This window comes from Lyngbya confervoides BDU141951 (genome assembly GCF_000817775.3).
Taxonomy (GTDB): Bacteria; Cyanobacteriota; Cyanobacteriia; order Thermosynechococcales; family Thermosynechococcaceae; genus Lyngbya; species Lyngbya confervoides.
In genome coordinates this window covers 1-17,830 of the sequence record NZ_JTHE03000009.1, presented here as the reverse complement: position 1 = coordinate 17,830, position 17,830 = coordinate 1, and the positions used below count along the sequence as shown (strand labels likewise).

Sequence of the window (17,830 nt, the reverse complement as noted above, 5' to 3'; positions counted from 1 at the left end):
AATCCAGGGACTAGGAAAAACGAGCCGAAAAAAAGATGACTCCACCGGAGTCATCTTTATAAATCGCATCAATTGCACAGTCATGGCTCTTTTCCACTGGAGAGAGCCATGATTCTAAGCTAAAGGCTTGGGCTTGAGGAGAGTCCCCACTCCTGCTTCAAGAAATGCTTGTACATGGACTCTTTACGAATCATCAATTCATAAAGGCTGACCAGAAATTCTTGAGCTTCTTCATGGGATAGTCCCTTAACCTTTTCCGAAAAGGACCGGAGGTTAAACTCTTGTTCAAGCGAAAGCTGAAAAGACTCTGCCATAGTTGACTCCTAAGTAGATGGTTGCTCCTAGTTGTTACGAATCACATTATTTGATTGACAAAAATGTAATTCTGTAATTTATCTGGTTATAGCAGTGGCAACTAGTAATTTATGCTCATTCTGAACAATTCTGGAAATTTTGAATGAGTGAAAATAATTTGACCTGGCTCCATTAGGATCTGAACTGTTCAGGGAATGAACCTGAATTGTTTTTAAGGTTCCCCAAAGGCATTCTGAGTTTTAAACCTTGTCGAGATTTTGAGAGGGAGAATGCCTCTGTGGGTAGACCAAACGCTCTCTTTGGATTCAATCTGGATCTGCAGCGCCCCTTGGACGGCGTAGGGTGGTTTAGAAGCAAGGGCCGCTTGCTTGCAAGTTCCAGTCAAGGCAACGCAAAGGCTAATAGCTAATATACTAATAGCGAATATAAAGGTATAAAGGGGGCTCTATTCCCCCTTCAGGGAACGCCTTACTCCCTTGGGCGGGCCTTGGGCGGGGATGGTTCGTTTTGCCCCTGCCTTGGAGGGCTAGGTTGCACAATTAATTGTGCTGACTTTCCACGAGAATGACGGTGATGTTGTCTTGACCCCCTTCTTCCTTGGCGGCCTCCACAAGCGTTTCAGAGGCCTCCTCTAGGGGAACAGTGGCGTTGAGATATTTGAGGATCAGATCATCCGAAAGCTCTTCTGTTAAGCCATCGCTGCACAGGAGGAGGCGATCGCCAGCTTGCAGATCGATGGGTTGAATATCAATCCGACTTAAATCCTCTCGGCCCAGGCATTGGGCTAAGACGTGTCGCCAGGGATGTTCACGCGCCTGGTCGGCATCCAGCATCCCGGCACTAATGGCTTGGGCAATCCAGGTGTGATCTTCGGTCAGCTGCACAAGTTCCTCATTTCGATATCGATAGAGGCGTGAGTCTCCCACGTGGGCACACCAAGGCGATTCATTTTCTGGAAAAATGACCACGACCACAGTGGTGCCCATATCGCTACGTTCTGGGTGCTCCTTTTGATTTTCCAGGATGCTTTGGTTGGCCTGGACCAGGGCCTCACGCAAGAGTGCCTCCGGATCCACGGACTCTCCCCAGCTTGTCTCCAAATATTGACGGATGGCCTGGGTGGCAATTTGACTGGCTTCTTGTCCCCCGGCATGGCCTCCCATTCCGTCTGCGACGACCACGAAGCGTCCAGCCGGCTTGTCAATGTGGTAGGCATCTTGATTTGATTTGCGAACTACTCCAGTATCGCTTAACCCGGCGAACAGACGTTCCATGTTTTTCGCTAGAAACTGATTAAGAGGGGACAAAGGTCAGCTTATCCTGTAAAGGTGTTTCGGTGTAGTCATTGCCATGAGAATCACTCACCTCCTCTAGCTTTCCCCATTTCTTCAACAAAATCAGCAGCCAGGACCACTAAAACATGCGCTCATAGCGGTCGATTTTGAGCAGCAGCCGCAGAAAGGCAATCCCACTAATCAAGGCCAGTACACCGGGGATTAGGGCAATCCAAAAGAGCTGATTGACCAGTAAGATGGTGCCTGTGATAGTAAAGCTACCGGTTAGGAGGGCGTAGTTGGTGCCCATGTTGACGGAGCTGAGGCGGCGTAAGACCCGGTCGGTTTCAATCGAACGCACCCGTAAGCGGACATCTCCCTGCTCCAGCTTGTTGAGGGTGTCATCGAGGCGGCTGGGCAGCCCGAGGGCAGAACTGCTGACCTGAACTGCCTGTCGACTCAGCTGATCGAGAAGACCGCTATTTTCTGTATTGGGACTGTTTCCTCCGTTTGTCATAAGTTCTCCTGCAAAGGGTTTCGCAACTTCCATAAAGTTAAAGTCTGGGTCAAGACCTTTTCCAACCCCTTCCAAGGTTGAAAAGGCCCGCATTACAAAGGTAAAGGTGGCGGGAAATCGAAAGGGCTGGCTGTAGGCGATCTCATACAGATCATCACTGATTTGGGCCACGGACTGACTCTCAAAGGGCTGATCCATAAAGTTGTCCAGCATGTACTGAATAGACCTTCGGATAGGGCCTTCGTCTGCAGCCGGGGCAAGGGCACCCAACTCAACCAGTGCATTCATGACCTGTTGGGCATCCTTGCGGGCAATACCAAAAAACGTATTGAGCAGTTTTTCTCGGGTGACGGTGGCAATCTGCCCCATCATCCCGAAGTCGTAAAAGATTAATCCCCCCTGGGGATTTACCGCAATGTTTCCAGGATGGGGATCGGCGTGAAAAAATCCGTTGTGCAACAGCTGTCGCAGGTAAGCTTCAGCGCCGCGGCGGGCCACCAGCTTGCGGTCAATGCCTGCGGCCTCAAGGGCTTCGTAGTGACTAATTTTAATGCCCGGCTTGTAGGAGAGGGTGAGCACTTGAGGGGATGCATAGCGCCAATATACCCGCGGAACATCGACCCAACTGACCTCCCGAAAGTTGCGCCGGAATAAATCTGCATTCTTGCCTTCGTTGAGGTAATCAATCTCTTCATAAAGAATGCGACTGCATTCAGCATAGATGCCTAGCCAATCGCGTCCTGGTCCCCACTTGGGATGGTTTTGAAAATAGTGGGCGATGCCTTTTAGGATGCGCAGGTCAATGTCGAAAAGCTTCTTGAGTCCTGGGCGCTGAATTTTGACGACGACTTCCTCGCCAGAGTGGAGCTGAGCCTTGTGAACCTGTCCCAGGCTGGCTGCGGCTAGGGGAATCGGGTCAAAGCTTTTGAACAGATCTGGGATGGTTCTACCAAAATCCTGCCAAATGATCCGCTCCACCAGATCAAACTTAAAGGCTGGCACCCGATCTTGAAGCTTAGATAGCTCTTCGACATATTCGCTGGGAAACAGATCGGAGCGCGTTGAAAAAAGTTGCCCCGCCTTAATGAAAGTGGGGCCAAGTTCGAGCAAGGTTGTCCGAATCCAGATCGCTTGCTGACGACGACGTCGGGCTTTGTTGCTCTCCGTCATGCCGCCGCGATAGCTCCAGGCTTTGTTCATCAGCCAGCGCGAGGCGGTCAGTCTGAACACAAACAGCCAAATGTCGATGAACCGACGGAGGCGAGAATAGTTCTCTTGGTTCCACCGGTAAGCGTAGCGCTCCACCTTCGGGGGGGCTTGTGCGGGCAGGGAATAGGCGGGGGATTTTAGACTGTCTAATCTCACGACTGGCGGTAGCGTTGCAGGGTTGACCTCAACTGGGCAATTTCAGCCCGCAGCTCATCTAGGGTGGCTTGGAGATCGGCGGGGCTAGCTGCGCCCGGTGTTGAGTCAGGGGCTGAGGATTCCGCATGGCCTGCTCGATCCATGACCTCCTGCGTAAACTGACGCAGGCGATCGCGCTGTTCTGCATCGAATTGCCCCACAGCACTCATTAGATCGGTGAACTTATGCTCTATTCCTTCCGAGAGAACCTCAGCCGTTGCCCGGCCTAGGAAAAAAGCATGAACCAGTGGATTACTCATGAGTTAGAACTTTGACTGAAATGTTGCTGAAAGGCGTTGCAAAAATTATAACTCGGTTGCACAATCCCCCGGCTGATTGGCGGGCACCGATGAAAATAGACCTTCTTCTGCTAACGTATCCATTAGACCTTTTGCGCAGGGATACTCCCAATTAGGGCGAGTCGGTTGGATGCGAGAGGGTGACGTATTTCCAGTTTAGAAGCAGTTCGGAGACAGTATGGCCGAAGTTTTACTATTTAATGCACTCAGAGCTGCGATCGACGAAGAAATGGCCCATGATCCCACGGTGATGATCATGGGAGAAGATGTCGGTCACTACGGGGGATCTTATAAGGTCACCAAGGGCCTGTATAAAAAGTACGGCGATTTACGTGTGCTGGACACCCCAATTGCCGAGAACGGCTTTACCGGAATGGCCGTAGGGGCCGCGATGACCGGTCTCAAGCCCATCATCGAAGGGATGAACATGGGCTTTTTGCTGCTGGCCTTTAATCAAATCGCCAATAACGCCATGCTGCGCTACACCTCCGGGGGGAATTTTAAGGTTCCAATTGTGGTGCGTGGACCTGGTGGGGTGGGGCGTCAGCTTGGTGCGGAGCATTCCCAACGGCTGGAAGCCTATTTCCATGCGGTTCCGGGCCTCAAAATTGTGGCTTGCTCTACGCCCTACAACGCCAAGGGGCTGCTCAAATCTGCCATTCGTGATCCCAACCCGGTGCTCTTTTTCGAGCATGTGCTGCTTTATAACCTGAAGGAAACCCTGCCCGAGGAAGAATATTGGCTGCCCCTGGATAAAGCCGAGGTGGTGCAGTCTGGTGAGGGGGTTACGATTTTGACCTATTCGCGCATGCGGCATCACGTTATTCAGGCGGCTAAAACCTTAGATCAAGCGGGCATCACCCCAGAAATTATTGATTTAATTTCCCTGAAGCCCTTTGACTTTGAAACCATCGGAGCCTCAATTCGTAAAACCCATCGCGTCATGATTGTGGAAGAGTGCATGAAAACGGGAGGCGTGGGTGCGGAGCTGTCGGCTTCAATTATGGAGCGCTTCTTTGATGAACTGGATGCGCCGGTGATGCGGTTGTCCTCCCAAGATATTCCCACGCCCTACAACGGGATGTTGGAGAGTCTAACGATTGTTCAACCTCCCCAAATTGTTGAGGCCGTCAAGCAGATGCTGGCCTTGAAGGTCTAGGCTAAATTAATTGGGCGATTATTGGGGCAACGAATTCAGACGCTATTTAATTGAACAAGCTTGCGTTGCCGATGTCTTGCTTTGCTGAGGTAGGTTCCTGTGATTGGAAAACAGCGTATTATTTTGGGCCTGATTGCTGTCTTGGTGTTGGCGGCTCTGTATGTTTTGCTCCGCTTTCCCGTGCAGCTCGGGTTGGATTTGCGGGGTGGATCTCAGCTGTTGCTTCAGGTGCAGACCACCGAAGAGATTCCGAGCCTGAGCGAAGAAGACTTACAGGGGGTCAAGCAGGTGGTGGAAAACCGCGTCAATGAGTTCGGGGTTTCGGAGACAGTGGTGCAGGTGGCAGGCAATGATAAGATTCTGGTGCAGCTCCCTGGGGTGAATGATCCCAAGGATGCTGAACGCATCCTCAAGACCACGGCTCAGCTGGAGTTTAGAACGGAAGCGGCCAATGGGGATTTAAGAGCCCAAATTCAGGTGCGGGAGCAGGAGCGCTTTGATCTGCTGCGGGCCTTGCAGGAGGCGAGTGCCGCGGGTGACCCAGAGGCGATCGCCCAAGCCCAGGCCAAACTGGAGGCGAAACAAGCCCAGGTCAATGAACTCACCCAGCAGCTCTACGAAAAGACTGGGCTGACCGGAAAATATCTTAAAGAAGCCTTTCCCTCTGCCCGTAACCAAACCTGGGATGTGGCGCTGCGGTTTGATGCTCAAGGTGCGGATTTATTTGCCCAGCTCACCCAAAAAATTGCCGGGACCGGACGCACCCTCGGGATTTTCCTGGATGGGCGACTCATTAGCAGCCCGGTGGTGGGTGCTCAGTACGCCAGTACGGGCATCGTTGGCGGCACGCCGGTCATTGAGGGCAATTTTACCTTTCAGACCGCCAACGAGCTGGCGGTGCAATTGCGCGGCGGGGCACTGCCGCTACCGATTAAGATCGTCGAGAATCGCACCGTTGGGGCAACCCTGGGCCAGGATAGTATCCGCAGCAGCATCGTTGCTGGACTGGTGGGGCTGGGACTGGTGTTGGCGTTTATGGTGGTGTATTACCGCCTCCCTGGGGTTTTTGCCGCAATCTCGCTCTCCCTCTATACCCTCTGGACCTTTGCCATTTTTATGCTGGTGCCTGTCACCTTGACCTTGCCTGGCATTGCAGGTTTTATTTTGAGCATTGGGATGGCCGTTGATGCCAATGTCTTAATTTTTGAGCGCACGCGCGAGGAATTGCGGGCTGGCAAAACCCTCTATCGCTCGGTGGAGTCAGGGTTTAGTCAGGCCTTTTCCAGCATCCTGGATAGTAATTTAACCACCTTGATTGCCTGTGCGGCGCTCTACTGGTTGGGATCAGGATTGGTGAAGGGATTTGCGCTGACGCTGGCAATTGGAATCTGCGTCAGCATGTTTACCGCGGTGACCTGTAGTCGCACCCTCATGCTGTTTGCGGTTCTCAACTTTCCGGGGCTGCGCAATAACATCAAGCTGTTCTATCCTGGCAAAATTGAGCTAGCGTCTCAGTAGTTCTGTGCCCCTGTTCTTCAGCCGTATTGTCTATAATCTATGCACATTTCCCTTACGAAACAGCGCAAGACTTGGTGGGCCATCTCGGGGCTTGCGCTGGTGTTAAGCGTGATCGCCATGGGGGTCAGCTGGGTGCAGTTTCAGGCTCCCCTCAAGCCAGGACTCGATTTTGTAGGGGGAACGCGGCTGCAAATTGAGCGAGACTGCTCCGACCCCCAGGCTTGCGCCCAACCGATTCCCCTGGAGGAGGTGCGATCGGTTTTGTCCTCAAGAAATCTGGGCAACAGCAGTGTGCAGCTGGTGGGGCAGACCGGCCAGACCCTTTCCATTCGCACCCCGCCCTTGGATGAGGCGGCTCGAACTCCCCTACTCGAAGAACTTCGGGGAAAAATTGGCGCCTTTGATGAAGCCAAAACGCAAATTGATACGGTAGGCCCAACCCTCGGAAAAGAACTGCTCAACTCCGGGCTCTTGGCCTTGCTCGTGTCCTCCCTGGGTATTGCTCTGTATCTGACCGTGCGGTTTGAGTTTGACTATGCCCTCTGGGCGATCGCGGCCCTGCTCCACGATGTCACCATTACCCTGGGCCTGTTTGCGATTTTAGGCCTGACCCTTGGGGTTGAGGTGGACAGCTTGTTTATTGTGGCGGTGCTCACGATTATTGGTTTTTCCGTGAACGATACAGTGGTCATCTACGACCGAGTCCGGGAAAATCTGAAGGCTCACTCAGACGGGGCGGTGGCCGAGATTGTGGAAACGTCTGTTAATCAGACCCTGGCCCGTTCCATCAACACCAGTCTAACCACCACCCTGCCGCTGATCGCAATTTTTCTGTTTGGTGGGGCAACCTTAAAGTACTTTGCCCTGGCTTTGATCGTGGGATTCATCTCCGGGAGCTATTCCAGCATTTTCGTAGCCAGCTCGGTTTTTGCTTGGTGGCGGGAACAATCCTCGTGAATTCTGGAGTTGTCAATGATGGGTTGTCAATGATGGGTTGTCAGCGATGGGTCGTCAGCGATGGGTCGTCAACTATTTGAGCTAATTGAACTTGAGAACAACACCCGCCTGTACCGGGAAGTGATGCGCCTGCACCAGATCGGGGTGATTGGGCGCTGGTGCCTGGTGCTATCCCTGTGGTTAACCATTGGCAGTGCTAGCCTTTGGAGCCTGCGAAAAACCTTTGGGTTCATGCTGGATTATTTCACTTGGGCGGCCCTGCGTTACGGTCTGCGCTACCATTTTCTGGCCGCGATGGGCCTCGGGCTTTGCGTGGGCATGACGCTGGCGGTGCTGATGTGGCAAAGCCGCAATATTATTCGCGGCCTACCCCAGATGGAGCAGCGGAAACTGGTTGACCAGGTTCTAAAAATTCGTCGCCAGGGGGATAGTCACCCGCTCTGGTTATGGGTGTGCCAAGGCAAAAAAGCTTGCTAGACCAGTTGGCATGGGTAGGATAATGGCCAGCAGCAGTGCCAGGGAGACCAGACCGAGGAGGTCCCTGGCATCATTGAGCTCACAGACATCATTGAGGGCAGGCTGGCTAACCACGGGCATAAACAGCAGAAAAATTGACCAGAGCAATAGACTCGGTTGGATTAGGGAAAGCAGCAACAGCAGCAGTCGCGACACATGGCCAATCAGCGCGGCCTGGCGCTGGCCAAACATGGCATGAACCATCTGGCCGCCGTCGAGCTGGCCCACGGGCATCAGGTTCAAGGCCGTCACCAGCAGTCCTAACCCACCGGCGATCGCCACTGGATGCAGGTCAATCCGCTGCTCCAGGCCAAGCTGGGCGCCGTAAATCACCTTACAGAATAGAAAAAACAGAAAGGACGCCTTTGGGTCAAAGGCCTGGGTGGGCAATGCTGTCTCACTGGTGGGCACTGGAACCACCTCAGAATGCACGAGTCCCCAAAGGAGAAAGGGCAGGGTTGCCAGCAAGCCCGCCAGTGGACCGGCAATCCCCACATCAAACAGGGTGCGACGATTGGGGATGGGCGATCGCACCTGAATAAAGGCTCCGAAGGTGCCCAGAAAGAAGGGGGAGGGGATGAAGAAGGGCAACGATGCTTTGAGCCGATAGTAGCGCGCCGCCAAAAAGTGACCCATTTCATGGACCCCGAGGATGGCCATCAAGGCCAGGCCATAGGGAAGCCCCTGTTGCAGGAGAGTCGGCGTTTTAATCAGCTGTTGCGGATCCAGGTCTGGCTGGGCCATTGAGAGCCCAGCCAGGGTGGTGGTGAGCAGGGTGGTGACCAAGAGCAGGGCCACGATGGCGTACTGCATTCCCTGAGATTGCCCCTGACGCTGACGTTGGGGATTGGGAACCAGGGCAAAGTAGGGCTGGTCGGGCTGGTTGCTCTGAAACAAAATTAAAAACCTCTCTCCAAACTGGCCCTGGATGTTTTCCCGAATGGTTTGGTAGGCAACGGCTGGATCAGAGCGTAGCTGACCCCGACAGATCACGGCCTGGGGTCGGTAGTCAATTTTTTGTAAATAGTAAATAGACCAGGGGAAGCAGTGCTGCAACTGGCTTTCCTCCTGGGAATCTAGCACTTTTTTGGGCTTGCTGGGTTCCGGGGTAATGCCTGGAGCCTTTTCCTGATCTGGGTTTGCGCTAGGTGTTGGTTTGCGTCCAGCCTGCACCAGCAAAATATAGGACAGGGCGCTAAACACAAAGCTGACCACGAGCAGCCCTTGGGGAAGCGATTGCGAATCGCCGTAGAGCACTGTCCAGATTCCCATGATAAATGCGGGAATCATCAGCACAAACCAAAGGAGCCAAGCCGGAGTTTGGGTGATCGGGGCAACGCGATAGCGGACAATGAGGTATAGGGTAAACCCCAAAACAAACAAGATCCAGTGCATGAAAACTCCCAGCTGTGAGTAAAGAACCTCAACTCGTCCTTGATTCGATCTATGCCTTTTCTCCCAATCGGCACACCCTTGGAGGAACGGCTTACTTTATTGTAAAAAATCACGGGAACATCTTGATTGATTGTCCCCCTTGGGGAGAGAAAACCCAACGGTTTCTCCAGGCCCATGGCGGAGTTGATCGCCTGATTGTGACCCACCGCGGTGGCCTGAGTCCGCAAATTCCAGAGTTACAGGCCCACCTTGACTGCGAAATTGTCATTCACGAGCAGGAAGCCTATCGGGTGAGGCCTCTGGTGGTGCAATCCTTTGGTGAGGATTGCACTTGGGCGGACGGCGATCGCCTGCTTTGGACCCCCGGTCACTCTCCTGGTTCAAGCTGCTATTACTGTGCAGCCCTGGGCGGCATTTTGTTCTCAGGCCGTCATTTGCTGCCCAACGCCCAGGGCCAGCTCGCCCCCCTCAAAACCGCTAAAACCTTTCACTGGCCGCGTCAGCTGCAACAGCTGCAACGGCTCGTCCAAGAGTTTTCCCCTGAAACTTTGCAATACATTTTGCCCGGTGCCAACCTCGGCCTGCTGCGCGGGCGCAAATATATCGAAAACGCCTACCGCCAGATCCAGGCGGCGCAGCAGGCCTTCCTTCTCCTTAAGCGGCCGGGGTCAGGGCGTTTTTGAGGCTAAAGATCTTCTCTAAAATATCGGAGACCACCTTGTCTGGTGTGGAGGCCCCTGAGGTGACTCCCACCACGATGGGGCCCTCCGGTAGCCAGGGATCCTCAACCGTGATCGGCTGCTTTAGCGGTTGATGCTCCACGCGATTGCCCGGACCAATGCGATCGGCGCTGTCAATGTGGTAGGACGGAATTCCGCGCTCAATGGCAATCTCTTGCAAGTGAGTTGTGTTGGAGGAGTTGTAGCCCCCGATGACCACCATTAAATCAACTGACTGCTCCACGAGCTCGAACATGGCATCCTGGCGTTCCTGGGTGGCATCGCAGATGGTATTAAAGCTCAAAAAGTGTTCGTTGATGTGGGCCGGGCCGTATTTCCGAATCATGGTGCGCTCAAAGAGCTTACCAATGTGCTCCGTTTCCCCCTTGAGCATGGTGGTTTGGTTGGCAATCCCCACCCTCAGCAGGTCGGTTTCGGGATCGAAGCCCTCGGAATAGGCGGGGTGAAAGCGTTCAAGGAAGGCTTGTTTTTTCTGTGCCCGTTCCTGGGGCGTCTGACCTGGGTCAAGGATGTAGTCACAGACCTCTTGGGCCTGCGCTAGGTCAAGCACCACCAAATATCGATCGGCAAAGGAACTGGTGGCAATGGTTTCTTCGTGCCGATACTTGCCGTGAATAATGGAGGTGTAGTCGTTTTTCTTGTGTTTTTCAACGCTATTCCACACCTTGGATACCCAGGGACAGGTGGTATCCATGATCACGCATTCCTTCTCCTTGAGCAGCTGCATTTCCTGCACGCTGGCGCCAAAGGCGGGCAGAATGACCACATCGTTCTGGTCGATTTGGGAGAAATCCTTATGGCCCTCGCTATCCACCGCGATGAAATTAATTTGCATCTCCTTGAGCTTCTGGTTCACCGACGGATTGTGGATGATCTCATTGGTAATCCAAATTTGCTCCTGGGGATACTGCCGCCGGGTTTCATAGGCCAGGGCGATGGCGCGCTCAACCCCCCAGCAAAATCCGTAGGCTTGGGCCAGCACAACGGTGACATTGCCACGGGTTAATTTGAAGCCCTGACGTTGAATCTCCTGAATGAGGGTGCTTTCGTATTCCTCAGCAAGCAGTGAAGACACTTCGGCATCATGGCCAAACCCTTTCCTAAAATATTTGTCAGACTGTTGCAGCGATCGCTTAAAGGCTTTTGTGTCCATGGCGTTGTTGTCGGTTAACCGTTGAAATTGAACAGGTGTACAATCCCGCTGCCGCCGTGAAGCTGGCTGGGTGAGGCTTATGTACTGAACTTTACCCTATCCCTGGAGCCAGGTCATCTGGGGCCGCAGGTCCCCGAGGACTGACTGCCCGCTCCCTAGCGAACGCGATCCAGGTTCTGTAGCTGCTCCTTGGCTGCTTGCAGGAGTTGGGACTGCTCTCGCTGGAGAGCCTCAAGCTGGGCGATCACCTCCAGGAGGCGATCGCGCTGGGAACTGGCTGGTGCACTGGACGCTATGGTCCCCGGTGCAATCAAATGCAGTCGCCTGCCAGCGGCTTCCCAGAGGATCTTTGCCAGCCACCATGGCGACTTCAGCAGCCGAATCCAGAGATTTTCCGTGATCTGCACCAGCCCCCGGAGCAGTCCCCAGAGCAGGTAAAGCCCCAGAAACCCCAGAATTAAACTCAGCACGGGGTGATGCAGCAACCAGTGAATCGTGGGGTACAGACTCATCCAGGCTTCGCTGAGCTCTAGAAATGGATTAGTAGAAACAGCTGCCATGGTGATGCACCGAAGGCCCTTGGCCACGGTCTAACTCGATGGGTGATGGTGGGCCTGAATGACGGTGTGGACGTTGCCCCGAGGGGAAAAGTCCCCCTTGACCGTGATCGACCGGGGATGACAGGCGGCTACCAGATCATCCAGGATGACATTAACCACCTCTTCATGGGAAATATAGCGATCGCGGAAACTGTTGATGTACAGCTTCAGGGCCTTGAGTTCCACCACCGTTTGGTCCGGCACGTACTCCACCTGGATCGTGGCAAAGTCTGGATAGCCTGAAAAAGGGCACTTGCAGGTAAATTCGGGCAGCGCCACCTGAATGGTGTATTCTCGCCCCACCCGCGGATTTGGAAAGGTGGTCAGCTTTCCGGCTTCAATCAGGCGTTCGCCATACTTGAGGGGGGCGCTGCCCTCAGGGCGCCCTTGAGTTTCTACCTTTTCTACATTAGATTCCATAGAGTTTAAGGGCAATTCACGGCCCAATCCACAAACAGATCTCGCTAAACTTTACTCATGTTAATGTGCAATCTACTAGGATTGCTCTAGTTCTGTTTCTAGTTCCGTTTTTAGATTGGGTGGTGGGTTCATCCTTGCCACTCAAGCCTTGTGAATCTAAGTTCCTCAATCCCTATGACCGACATGCTTCAGCGCTGCTTTGTCGCCTTCCTGACCTTTCTGTGGACCCTGGCGATCTGCTGTCAACCCGGCTACGCGGCTTCAACCCTAGCGATCATCTCGCCAGGCGCAACGCCTCCGCCCCACAATTTTGTTTCGGATGCCCTGAAGCACATGGGATCGGCCGTGGTTCGGATCGATACGGAGCGACGCATTGCCCGCCCTGCCCTAGACCCGCGCCTGAATGACCCGTTTCTGCGCGAGTTTTTGGGCTTAGATGGGTTTCCTAATGTGCCGCGAGAAGACCTAGTACGTGGCCAGGGATCGGGCTTCATTATTGATGAATCCGGGATCATTTTGACCAATGCCCATGTGGTGAATGGAGCTGATACGGTGTCAGTGACCTTGAAAGATGGGCGCATCTTTGAAGGCGAGGTGCGCGGGGTCGATGATGTTTCGGATTTGGCCGTGGTGAAGGTGGTCCCGGGGAGAGATCCCCTGCCAACGGCGGATTTGGGAGATTCAGATCAGATCCAGGTGGGCGATTGGGCCATTGCCGTGGGCAACCCGGTGGGGTTGGATAATACTGTGACCCTCGGCATTGTGAGCACGCTGCACCGATCCAGCGCAGAAATTGGTATTCCCGATAAGCGCCTGGAGTTTATTCAAACCGACGCGGCCATTAATCCGGGGAATTCTGGGGGACCTTTGTTGAATGAGCAGGGCCAGGTAATTGGCATTAATACCGCCATTCGAGCTGATGCCATGGGAATTGGCTTTGCCATTCCCATTAACAAAGCAAAAAGTTTAAAGGATCGCCTCGTGCGAGGAGAGAAAATTTTACATCCCTACATAGGGCTGCAAATGGCTAACCTGACCCCGAAGCTGGCCCGTCAGAATAACCAAGATCCCAATTCACCGATGATTTTGCCGGAAGTGGAAGGGGTTTTGGTGATGAAGGTTATGCAGGGAACCCCCGCCGAACGGGCTGGAATTCGCTCTGGAGACGTGATTGTGGCCGTGGATAATCAGGAGATTCAGACCGCTGACCAGATGCAAAAGCTGGTGGAGCAATCCCAGGTGGGACAACGGCTGACCCTTTCCCTGCGCCGGGGCGATCGCAGCCAAAGCGTGACAGTTCGTACCGGCGAGCTCTCGGACGCGGTTTAGACCGTGCTGCAAAATGCTTCGGCCCATGGCCATCAACGACAACCTCCTCGTGCCGCTCTCTGGTTGGGAGTGGGGACTGTGGGCCTGTGGCTGCTGGCCCTAGGACTGCGATTTTGGGGACTGGGACGCTTTAACACCCTCGTTTTTGACGAAATTTATTTTGCGAAATTTGCCCAGAACTATCTCACCCAAACGCCGTTTTTTGACGCCCACCCCCCCCTGGGAAAATATTTAATTGCCCTCGGTATTGCCCTAGAAGGCTTTAATCCCTGGGGATTTCGCTGGATGAACGCTCTAGTGGGATCCTGGATTCCGTTAATTGGGATTGGTCTGGCCTTTCAGCTGACCCGTCGAACAGGGGTTGCCTTGCTGTGTGGCTTTCTGCTTTGCCTGGATGGGCTGTTTCTGGTGGAGTCTCGCTATGCCCTTTTAAACATTTACCTGGTTTTTTTCGGCTTAGCCGGTCAGCTTTGCCTGATGCTGGCCATTACTGCTCCAGGCTGGAGACGTCGTGCCTGGATTGTGCTGGCGGGATTACTGTTTGGTGCGACGGTTTCGGTGAAATGGAACGGGTTGGGATTGCTGTTTGGGTTCCATCTGCTGTGGCTAATCGTGGTCGGGGTGGGAGGGTTTCGTCAGATCCTTCAAAAGACAGGCCTCCATAGGTCAAAGGTCAGGGGGCTAGCGGGAGAAAATCCTTCCAAAGAGGCTGCTCTGCCCCTGCAAAATCTGCGTTGCCTCACCTTCTTTGATCTGTTCATTTTGCTGCCTCTGGTGGCTCTGATCGTTTACGGGCTGCAGTGGATTCCGCATCTGATGCAGAATCCCGGCTATAACCTCTGGCGCCTTAACTATGAAATGTTTGCCTATCACTCGCGGGTGGGAAGCGGCGCTGAAACCCATGCCTACTGCTCCACTTGGTACAGCTGGCCCCTGATGCTGCGCCCGGTGAGCTATTTCTTTGAGCGCGCCCTGAGCCTTGCAGAACCGCTGCCAATCCTGGGGCCGACCCTCCCCATGGCCGCTGCTCGCTATTTTTACAGCGTGTATGCCATGGGTAACCCTGTGCTGTGGTGGTTCTCCACCCTGGCACTGCTGTGGGTTTTGGGGAGGGGGCTGATTCAGCTCGGGTGCGCGCTATTCTGGACAGACTCTGCTGTCTCCTCCTTGGCGAGCTGGGTCTATGCCTATCTGGGGGTGAACTACCTGGCGAACCTGTTGCCCTGGGCCGCTATTAGCCGTTGTGCATTTATCTACCACTATCTTCCGGCTAGCTTCTTTGGAACTCTAGCCTTGGGATGGGCCATTGTAGAGCTGCTGCGATCGCGTCACGGCGGTGTTCGACAGCTAGGGTTTGCGGTGCTGGGACTCTGCGTTGGGGGTTTCCTCTTCTGGCTACCCTTCTTTTTGGGACTGCCACTCACCCCAGAGGCTTGGCGATTGCGGCTCTGGTTTGCCAGTTGGATTTAGCCAGTTAGAGGTAGCCAGTTGGATTTAGCAGGCAGGGGGGAGGGGCTGAGGGTGCATAGAAGTGAGGAGGCTTAAAAGGAAAGTTGCTGGGTTAGCAGATTGGCGGCATCCGCCCCCGAGAGGGGCGGTGCATAGAGGAATCCTTGACCAAAGCAACAGTTTAGAGTAGACAGGCAGTGGGTTTGCTGGTAGTTCTCAATTCCCTCAGCCACGATCTCCATCTGTAGGGCTTGGGCCATGGAAATGACGGAACGCACGATGGCCTGGGTTTGAGCGTGGCAATTTAATTTTTGGGTAAAGCTGCGGTCAATCTTGAGTCCGTTCAGGGGGAAAAAGTTGAGATACTGCAGACTAGAGTACCCCACGCCAAAATCATCCAGATAAATATACGCCCCTAGCTCTTGGAGTTGCTGCACCAGCCGCAGGGTTTCTTGATCTCGGTTAAAGATACAGCTTTCGGTTAATTCTAGATTCAGATAGGCAGGGTCGAGCTGAGATCGATGCAAAATGTTTTGGATAGACTTTAACAGATGAGGCTGGGCAAACTGGCGAGCCGAAAGATTGACATTAATGCTGGGCTTTGCTGGGCCTGGCACCATTCCATGCCAGGCACTCATCTGCGCGCAGGCAGTCTGGAGAACCCATTCACCCAAGGCTTGAATCAGGCCCGTTTCCTCAGCAATGGGAATGAATTGATCTGGACTTAATCGGCCTAACTGGGGGTGGTTCCAGCGCACTAATGCCTCAAATCCCTTCACGACTCCCGATTTAAGATTAATAATAGGTTGGTAAAACACTTCAAATTCATCCTGCTTCAGCGCCAAGGGCAACTGCGCTTCCAACTGGGAGGCCTTTAACCGTTGAGCATGGGCCTCCCGGTCAAATACGCGATAGCAGCCTTTTCCCGCAGACTTTGCCTGATACATGGCCAGGTCTGACTGCTGCAGCAGGTCTTCTCCAGTTTTAAAATCTGGGTGACTCAGGGCAATGCCAATGCTGACATCAATGTAGAGCTGGTGACCATTGACGTCAAAGACCTGCTGTAAATCCTGATCGACCCGTTTAGCCGCCGCTTCTGCATCCTCAAGGGTTTGGATATCATCGAGCAGAATGACAAACTCATCGCCCCCTAGACGCGCAACAGTGTCGCCCGGTCTGACCAGACGCGAGAGCCGCTGGGCAACTTGCACCAGAAGCAGATCGCCAATCTGATGGCCAAAGCTATCATTCACGGGTTTAAAGCGATCTAAATCTAAAAACAGCACCGCAAATCGATAGCTGGAATTGCGCTGCATGCGCCCCAGGCAGTGATTGAGCCGATTTAACAGCAAGGCGCGATTGGGAAGTCCAGTGAGGGTATCGTGAAGGGCGTTGCGGGAGAGCAGGGTGGCTTGTCGAGAGCGGCGAATGGACTCTCCGACAATGGTCGTAAATTGGGAGAGAGTTTGCACTTCGCGATCGCCCCAGTACTGGAGATCCTGGTGGGCCTCTAGCCCCAAGACTCCTACTAAAGCGCCTTGGTCCATCAAGGGCTGCAGGAGAATGGATTGGACCGTTTGGACCCCTATCAGGGTTTGAAGCTCCCAGGGTAGCTCAGGGATGGCGCCGACAATGGAGTGCCCCAAACTTAACTCATGCCAGAGCCAGGAATCTGGAGTTTTTAAGGCGTCTTGCACCCAAGGCCTGGGATGACCGGCGCGCTTTAGATAGTGAAACCAGGAAGACAGATGGGCTGAGGGTTTTGCCCACCTCTGGATCGTGGGCTGGTTCACAGCCCCATCTAGGTAGAGTAGATAGGCTACATCGGCTTGGGTAAGCCCGCAAATCTGGGCCAGGGCACGGCTGATGCCTTGATGCAGGTCCGTTGACTCAAATAAACTCCCGATGGCCCGCACCATTCCCTCTAAAAATTGAGCGTAGTGCTGATCGGCTTCAATGGACACAGGGTTAACCACTGCATTCTCCTGAACAATCACCCCCCTATAATTTCCCTAAAAATCAGAAAAACCTTCACGGGATTCAGAACAAACCCCGCCCAGGGAACCGTCATCTCTGGGCGGGGTTTAAAAAACATGCCACCCTGCTCTCAAAGCACCGTAGAGTAAATATCGTTATGGAGCAAAATAGGCACCCCTCATGCAGATTGGGATTGTGGGACTAGGGCTGATCGGCGGATCTTTGGGACTGGATTTGCGAGAAACCGGTCATCGAGTCTATGGTTTGAGTCGATCTTCCCAGAGCTGTGAACTGGCGCAGGCCATGGGCGCTGTGGACGAAGCGGCCACTGTACCAGAGATCCTCAAGAACCTGGATATGGTGGTGCTCTGTACCCCCATTGGTAGCATGGTCAAGGTCTTTCATCACATCCAGCCCTATCTTGCCAGCGAGACCGTTGTCACGGATGTCGGTTCGGTCAAAGCCTCGGTGGTCAATTCCCTTGAGCCGCTGTGGCCAAACTTTCTCGGTGCCCACCCCATGGCCGGTAAGGCAGAGGCGGGAATCCAGGCTGCTCAACGTCATTTATTTTTGAACCGTCCCTTTGTGGTGACGCCTACCCCTCGCACGGATCCGGTGGCCCAAGCGCGAGTTCAAGATCTGGTAGCAGCGGTAGGGGGAACGCTCCACTTCGCGGACCCGCAATCCCATGATCAAGCCGTCGCCCTGATTTCGCACCTGCCGATTTTTGTGAGTGCAGGGCTGTTGACGGGTTGCCTGCAAACGGAGGATTCGGCGGTGCTTACCCTGGCAAAGTCCCTGGCCAGTAC

Annotated in this window: 17 protein-coding genes; 8 read left to right on the top strand and 9 right to left on the bottom strand. The window is 53.8% G+C overall.

The window, feature by feature from the left end:
• Nucleotides 1-119: 119 nt before the first annotated feature.
• The 4 genes from QQ91_RS01330 to QQ91_RS01315 form a co-directional block, all read right to left on the bottom strand.
• Nucleotides 120-314, bottom strand: coding sequence for an NblA/ycf18 family protein (locus QQ91_RS01330; protein WP_166279006.1), 195 nt, complete (start codon nucleotides 312-314; stop codon nucleotides 120-122).
• Nucleotides 315-854: 540 nt separating this feature from the next.
• Nucleotides 855-1,589 (bottom strand): Stp1/IreP family PP2C-type Ser/Thr phosphatase, encoded by a 735-nt coding sequence (locus QQ91_RS01325; RefSeq protein ID WP_166279003.1) that lies wholly within the window; start codon nucleotides 1,587-1,589, stop codon nucleotides 855-857.
• Nucleotides 1,590-1,728: 139 nt separating this feature from the next.
• Nucleotides 1,729-3,435 carry an ABC1 kinase family protein gene (locus tag QQ91_RS01320; protein ID WP_166279187.1) on the bottom strand — a complete coding sequence of 569 codons (1,707 nt, stop codon included), beginning with the start codon at nucleotides 3,433-3,435 and terminating at the stop codon, nucleotides 1,729-1,731.
• Nucleotides 3,436-3,467: 32 nt separating this feature from the next.
• A complete protein-coding gene (locus QQ91_RS01315) occupies nucleotides 3,468-3,770 on the bottom strand; it encodes a DUF6825 family protein (RefSeq protein WP_166279000.1) in 303 nt (100 codons plus the stop codon).
• A 217-nt stretch (nucleotides 3,771-3,987) separates the two neighbouring features.
• Here QQ91_RS01315 and QQ91_RS01310 point away from each other — a divergent pair, with 217 nt between their 5' ends.
• The 4 genes from QQ91_RS01310 to QQ91_RS01295 all read left to right on the top strand — a co-directional run bounded on the left by QQ91_RS01310 (nucleotide 3,988) and on the right by QQ91_RS01295 (nucleotide 7,920).
• Nucleotides 3,988-4,968, top strand: a complete 981-nt coding sequence (locus QQ91_RS01310) for an alpha-ketoacid dehydrogenase subunit beta (protein ID WP_166278997.1) — start codon at nucleotides 3,988-3,990, stop codon at nucleotides 4,966-4,968.
• A gap of 102 nt (nucleotides 4,969-5,070) precedes the next feature.
• Nucleotides 5,071-6,486, top strand: coding sequence for a protein translocase subunit SecD (gene secD, locus QQ91_RS01305; protein ID WP_166279184.1), 1,416 nt, complete (start codon nucleotides 5,071-5,073; stop codon nucleotides 6,484-6,486).
• Between the two features lie 39 nt (nucleotides 6,487-6,525).
• On the top strand, nucleotides 6,526-7,443 hold the full coding sequence (secF, locus tag QQ91_RS01300; RefSeq protein ID WP_166278994.1) for a protein translocase subunit SecF: 918 nt from the start codon (nucleotides 6,526-6,528) through the stop codon (nucleotides 7,441-7,443).
• Nucleotides 7,444-7,503: 60 nt separating this feature from the next.
• Nucleotides 7,504-7,920, top strand: coding sequence for a hypothetical protein (locus QQ91_RS01295; RefSeq protein WP_166278991.1), 417 nt, complete (start codon nucleotides 7,504-7,506; stop codon nucleotides 7,918-7,920).
• Here QQ91_RS01295 and QQ91_RS01290 read toward each other — a convergent pair.
• Nucleotides 7,888-9,354 (bottom strand): site-2 protease family protein, encoded by a 1,467-nt coding sequence (locus tag QQ91_RS01290; RefSeq protein ID WP_166278988.1) that lies wholly within the window; start codon nucleotides 9,352-9,354, stop codon nucleotides 7,888-7,890. The genes QQ91_RS01295 and QQ91_RS01290 overlap by 33 nt on opposite strands.
• Before the next feature lie 14 nt (nucleotides 9,355-9,368).
• Between QQ91_RS01290 and QQ91_RS01285 the strand changes: the two genes are divergently transcribed.
• Nucleotides 9,369-10,037: an MBL fold metallo-hydrolase gene (locus QQ91_RS01285; RefSeq protein WP_166278985.1), complete on the top strand. Its 669-nt coding sequence runs from the start codon at nucleotides 9,369-9,371 to the stop codon at nucleotides 10,035-10,037.
• Here QQ91_RS01285 and QQ91_RS01280 read toward each other — a convergent pair.
• The 3 genes from QQ91_RS01280 to queF form a co-directional block, all read right to left on the bottom strand.
• Nucleotides 10,009-11,247, bottom strand: a complete 1,239-nt coding sequence (locus QQ91_RS01280; RefSeq protein WP_166278982.1) for a 4-hydroxy-3-methylbut-2-enyl diphosphate reductase — start codon at nucleotides 11,245-11,247, stop codon at nucleotides 10,009-10,011. The two genes, QQ91_RS01285 and QQ91_RS01280, sit on opposite strands and share 29 nt — an antisense overlap.
• Nucleotides 11,248-11,402: 155 nt before the next feature.
• The gene (locus QQ91_RS01275) at nucleotides 11,403-11,807 is read right to left on the bottom strand and encodes a hypothetical protein (RefSeq protein WP_166278979.1); all 405 of its coding nucleotides are present in this window, start codon (nucleotides 11,805-11,807) and stop codon (nucleotides 11,403-11,405) included.
• 30 nt (nucleotides 11,808-11,837) lie between these two features.
• Nucleotides 11,838-12,266 (bottom strand): preQ(1) synthase, encoded by a 429-nt coding sequence (gene queF / locus QQ91_RS01270; protein ID WP_166278976.1) that lies wholly within the window; start codon nucleotides 12,264-12,266, stop codon nucleotides 11,838-11,840.
• Between the two features lie 174 nt (nucleotides 12,267-12,440).
• On the opposite strand from queF, the gene QQ91_RS01265 reads away from it, so the two are divergent.
• Together QQ91_RS01265 and QQ91_RS01260 are read left to right on the top strand one after the other, a co-directional pair.
• Nucleotides 12,441-13,595: an HhoA/HhoB/HtrA family serine endopeptidase gene (locus QQ91_RS01265; protein WP_250833223.1), complete on the top strand. Its 1,155-nt coding sequence runs from the start codon at nucleotides 12,441-12,443 to the stop codon at nucleotides 13,593-13,595.
• 3 nt (nucleotides 13,596-13,598) lie between these two features.
• Complete coding sequence (locus QQ91_RS01260; protein WP_250833222.1) at nucleotides 13,599-15,065, top strand: dolichyl-phosphate-mannose--protein mannosyltransferase; 1,467 nt, start codon at nucleotides 13,599-13,601, stop codon at nucleotides 15,063-15,065.
• Nucleotides 15,066-15,136: 71 nt separating this feature from the next.
• Here QQ91_RS01260 and QQ91_RS01255 read toward each other — a convergent pair whose 3' ends face one another.
• Nucleotides 15,137-17,020 (bottom strand): bifunctional diguanylate cyclase/phosphodiesterase, encoded by a 1,884-nt coding sequence (locus tag QQ91_RS01255; protein ID WP_166278973.1) that lies wholly within the window; start codon nucleotides 17,018-17,020, stop codon nucleotides 15,137-15,139.
• A gap of 181 nt (nucleotides 17,021-17,201) precedes the next feature.
• On the opposite strand from QQ91_RS01255, the gene QQ91_RS01250 reads away from it, so the two are divergent.
• Nucleotides 17,202-17,830 (top strand): prephenate dehydrogenase/arogenate dehydrogenase family protein (locus QQ91_RS01250; protein WP_166278970.1); only part of this gene is annotated, 629 nt, incomplete at its 3' end.

Bases quoted from the DNA above. Each gene is read 5' to 3' on its own strand.
- QQ91_RS01330 (WP_166279006.1), bottom strand. From the start codon at position 314: ATGGCAGAGTCTTTTCAGCTTTCGCTTGAACAAGAGTTTAACCTCCGG.
- QQ91_RS01325 (WP_166279003.1), bottom strand. From the start codon at position 1,589: ATGGAACGTCTGTTCGCCGGGTTAAGCGATACTGGAGTAGTTCGCAAA.
- QQ91_RS01315 (WP_166279000.1), bottom strand. From the start codon at position 3,770: ATGAGTAATCCACTGGTTCATGCTTTTTTCCTAGGCCGGGCAACGGCT.
- QQ91_RS01310 (WP_166278997.1), top strand. From the start codon at position 3,988: ATGGCCGAAGTTTTACTATTTAATGCACTCAGAGCTGCGATCGACGAA.
- secF (WP_166278994.1), top strand. From the start codon at position 6,526: ATGCACATTTCCCTTACGAAACAGCGCAAGACTTGGTGGGCCATCTCG.
- QQ91_RS01295 (WP_166278991.1), top strand. From the start codon at position 7,504: ATGGGTCGTCAACTATTTGAGCTAATTGAACTTGAGAACAACACCCGC.
- QQ91_RS01290 (WP_166278988.1), bottom strand. From the start codon at position 9,354: ATGCACTGGATCTTGTTTGTTTTGGGGTTTACCCTATACCTCATTGTC.
- QQ91_RS01280 (WP_166278982.1), bottom strand. From the start codon at position 11,247: ATGGACACAAAAGCCTTTAAGCGATCGCTGCAACAGTCTGACAAATAT.
- QQ91_RS01275 (WP_166278979.1), bottom strand. From the start codon at position 11,807: ATGGCAGCTGTTTCTACTAATCCATTTCTAGAGCTCAGCGAAGCCTGG.
- queF (WP_166278976.1), bottom strand. From the start codon at position 12,266: ATGGAATCTAATGTAGAAAAGGTAGAAACTCAAGGGCGCCCTGAGGGC.
- QQ91_RS01265 (WP_250833223.1), top strand. From the start codon at position 12,441: ATGACCGACATGCTTCAGCGCTGCTTTGTCGCCTTCCTGACCTTTCTG.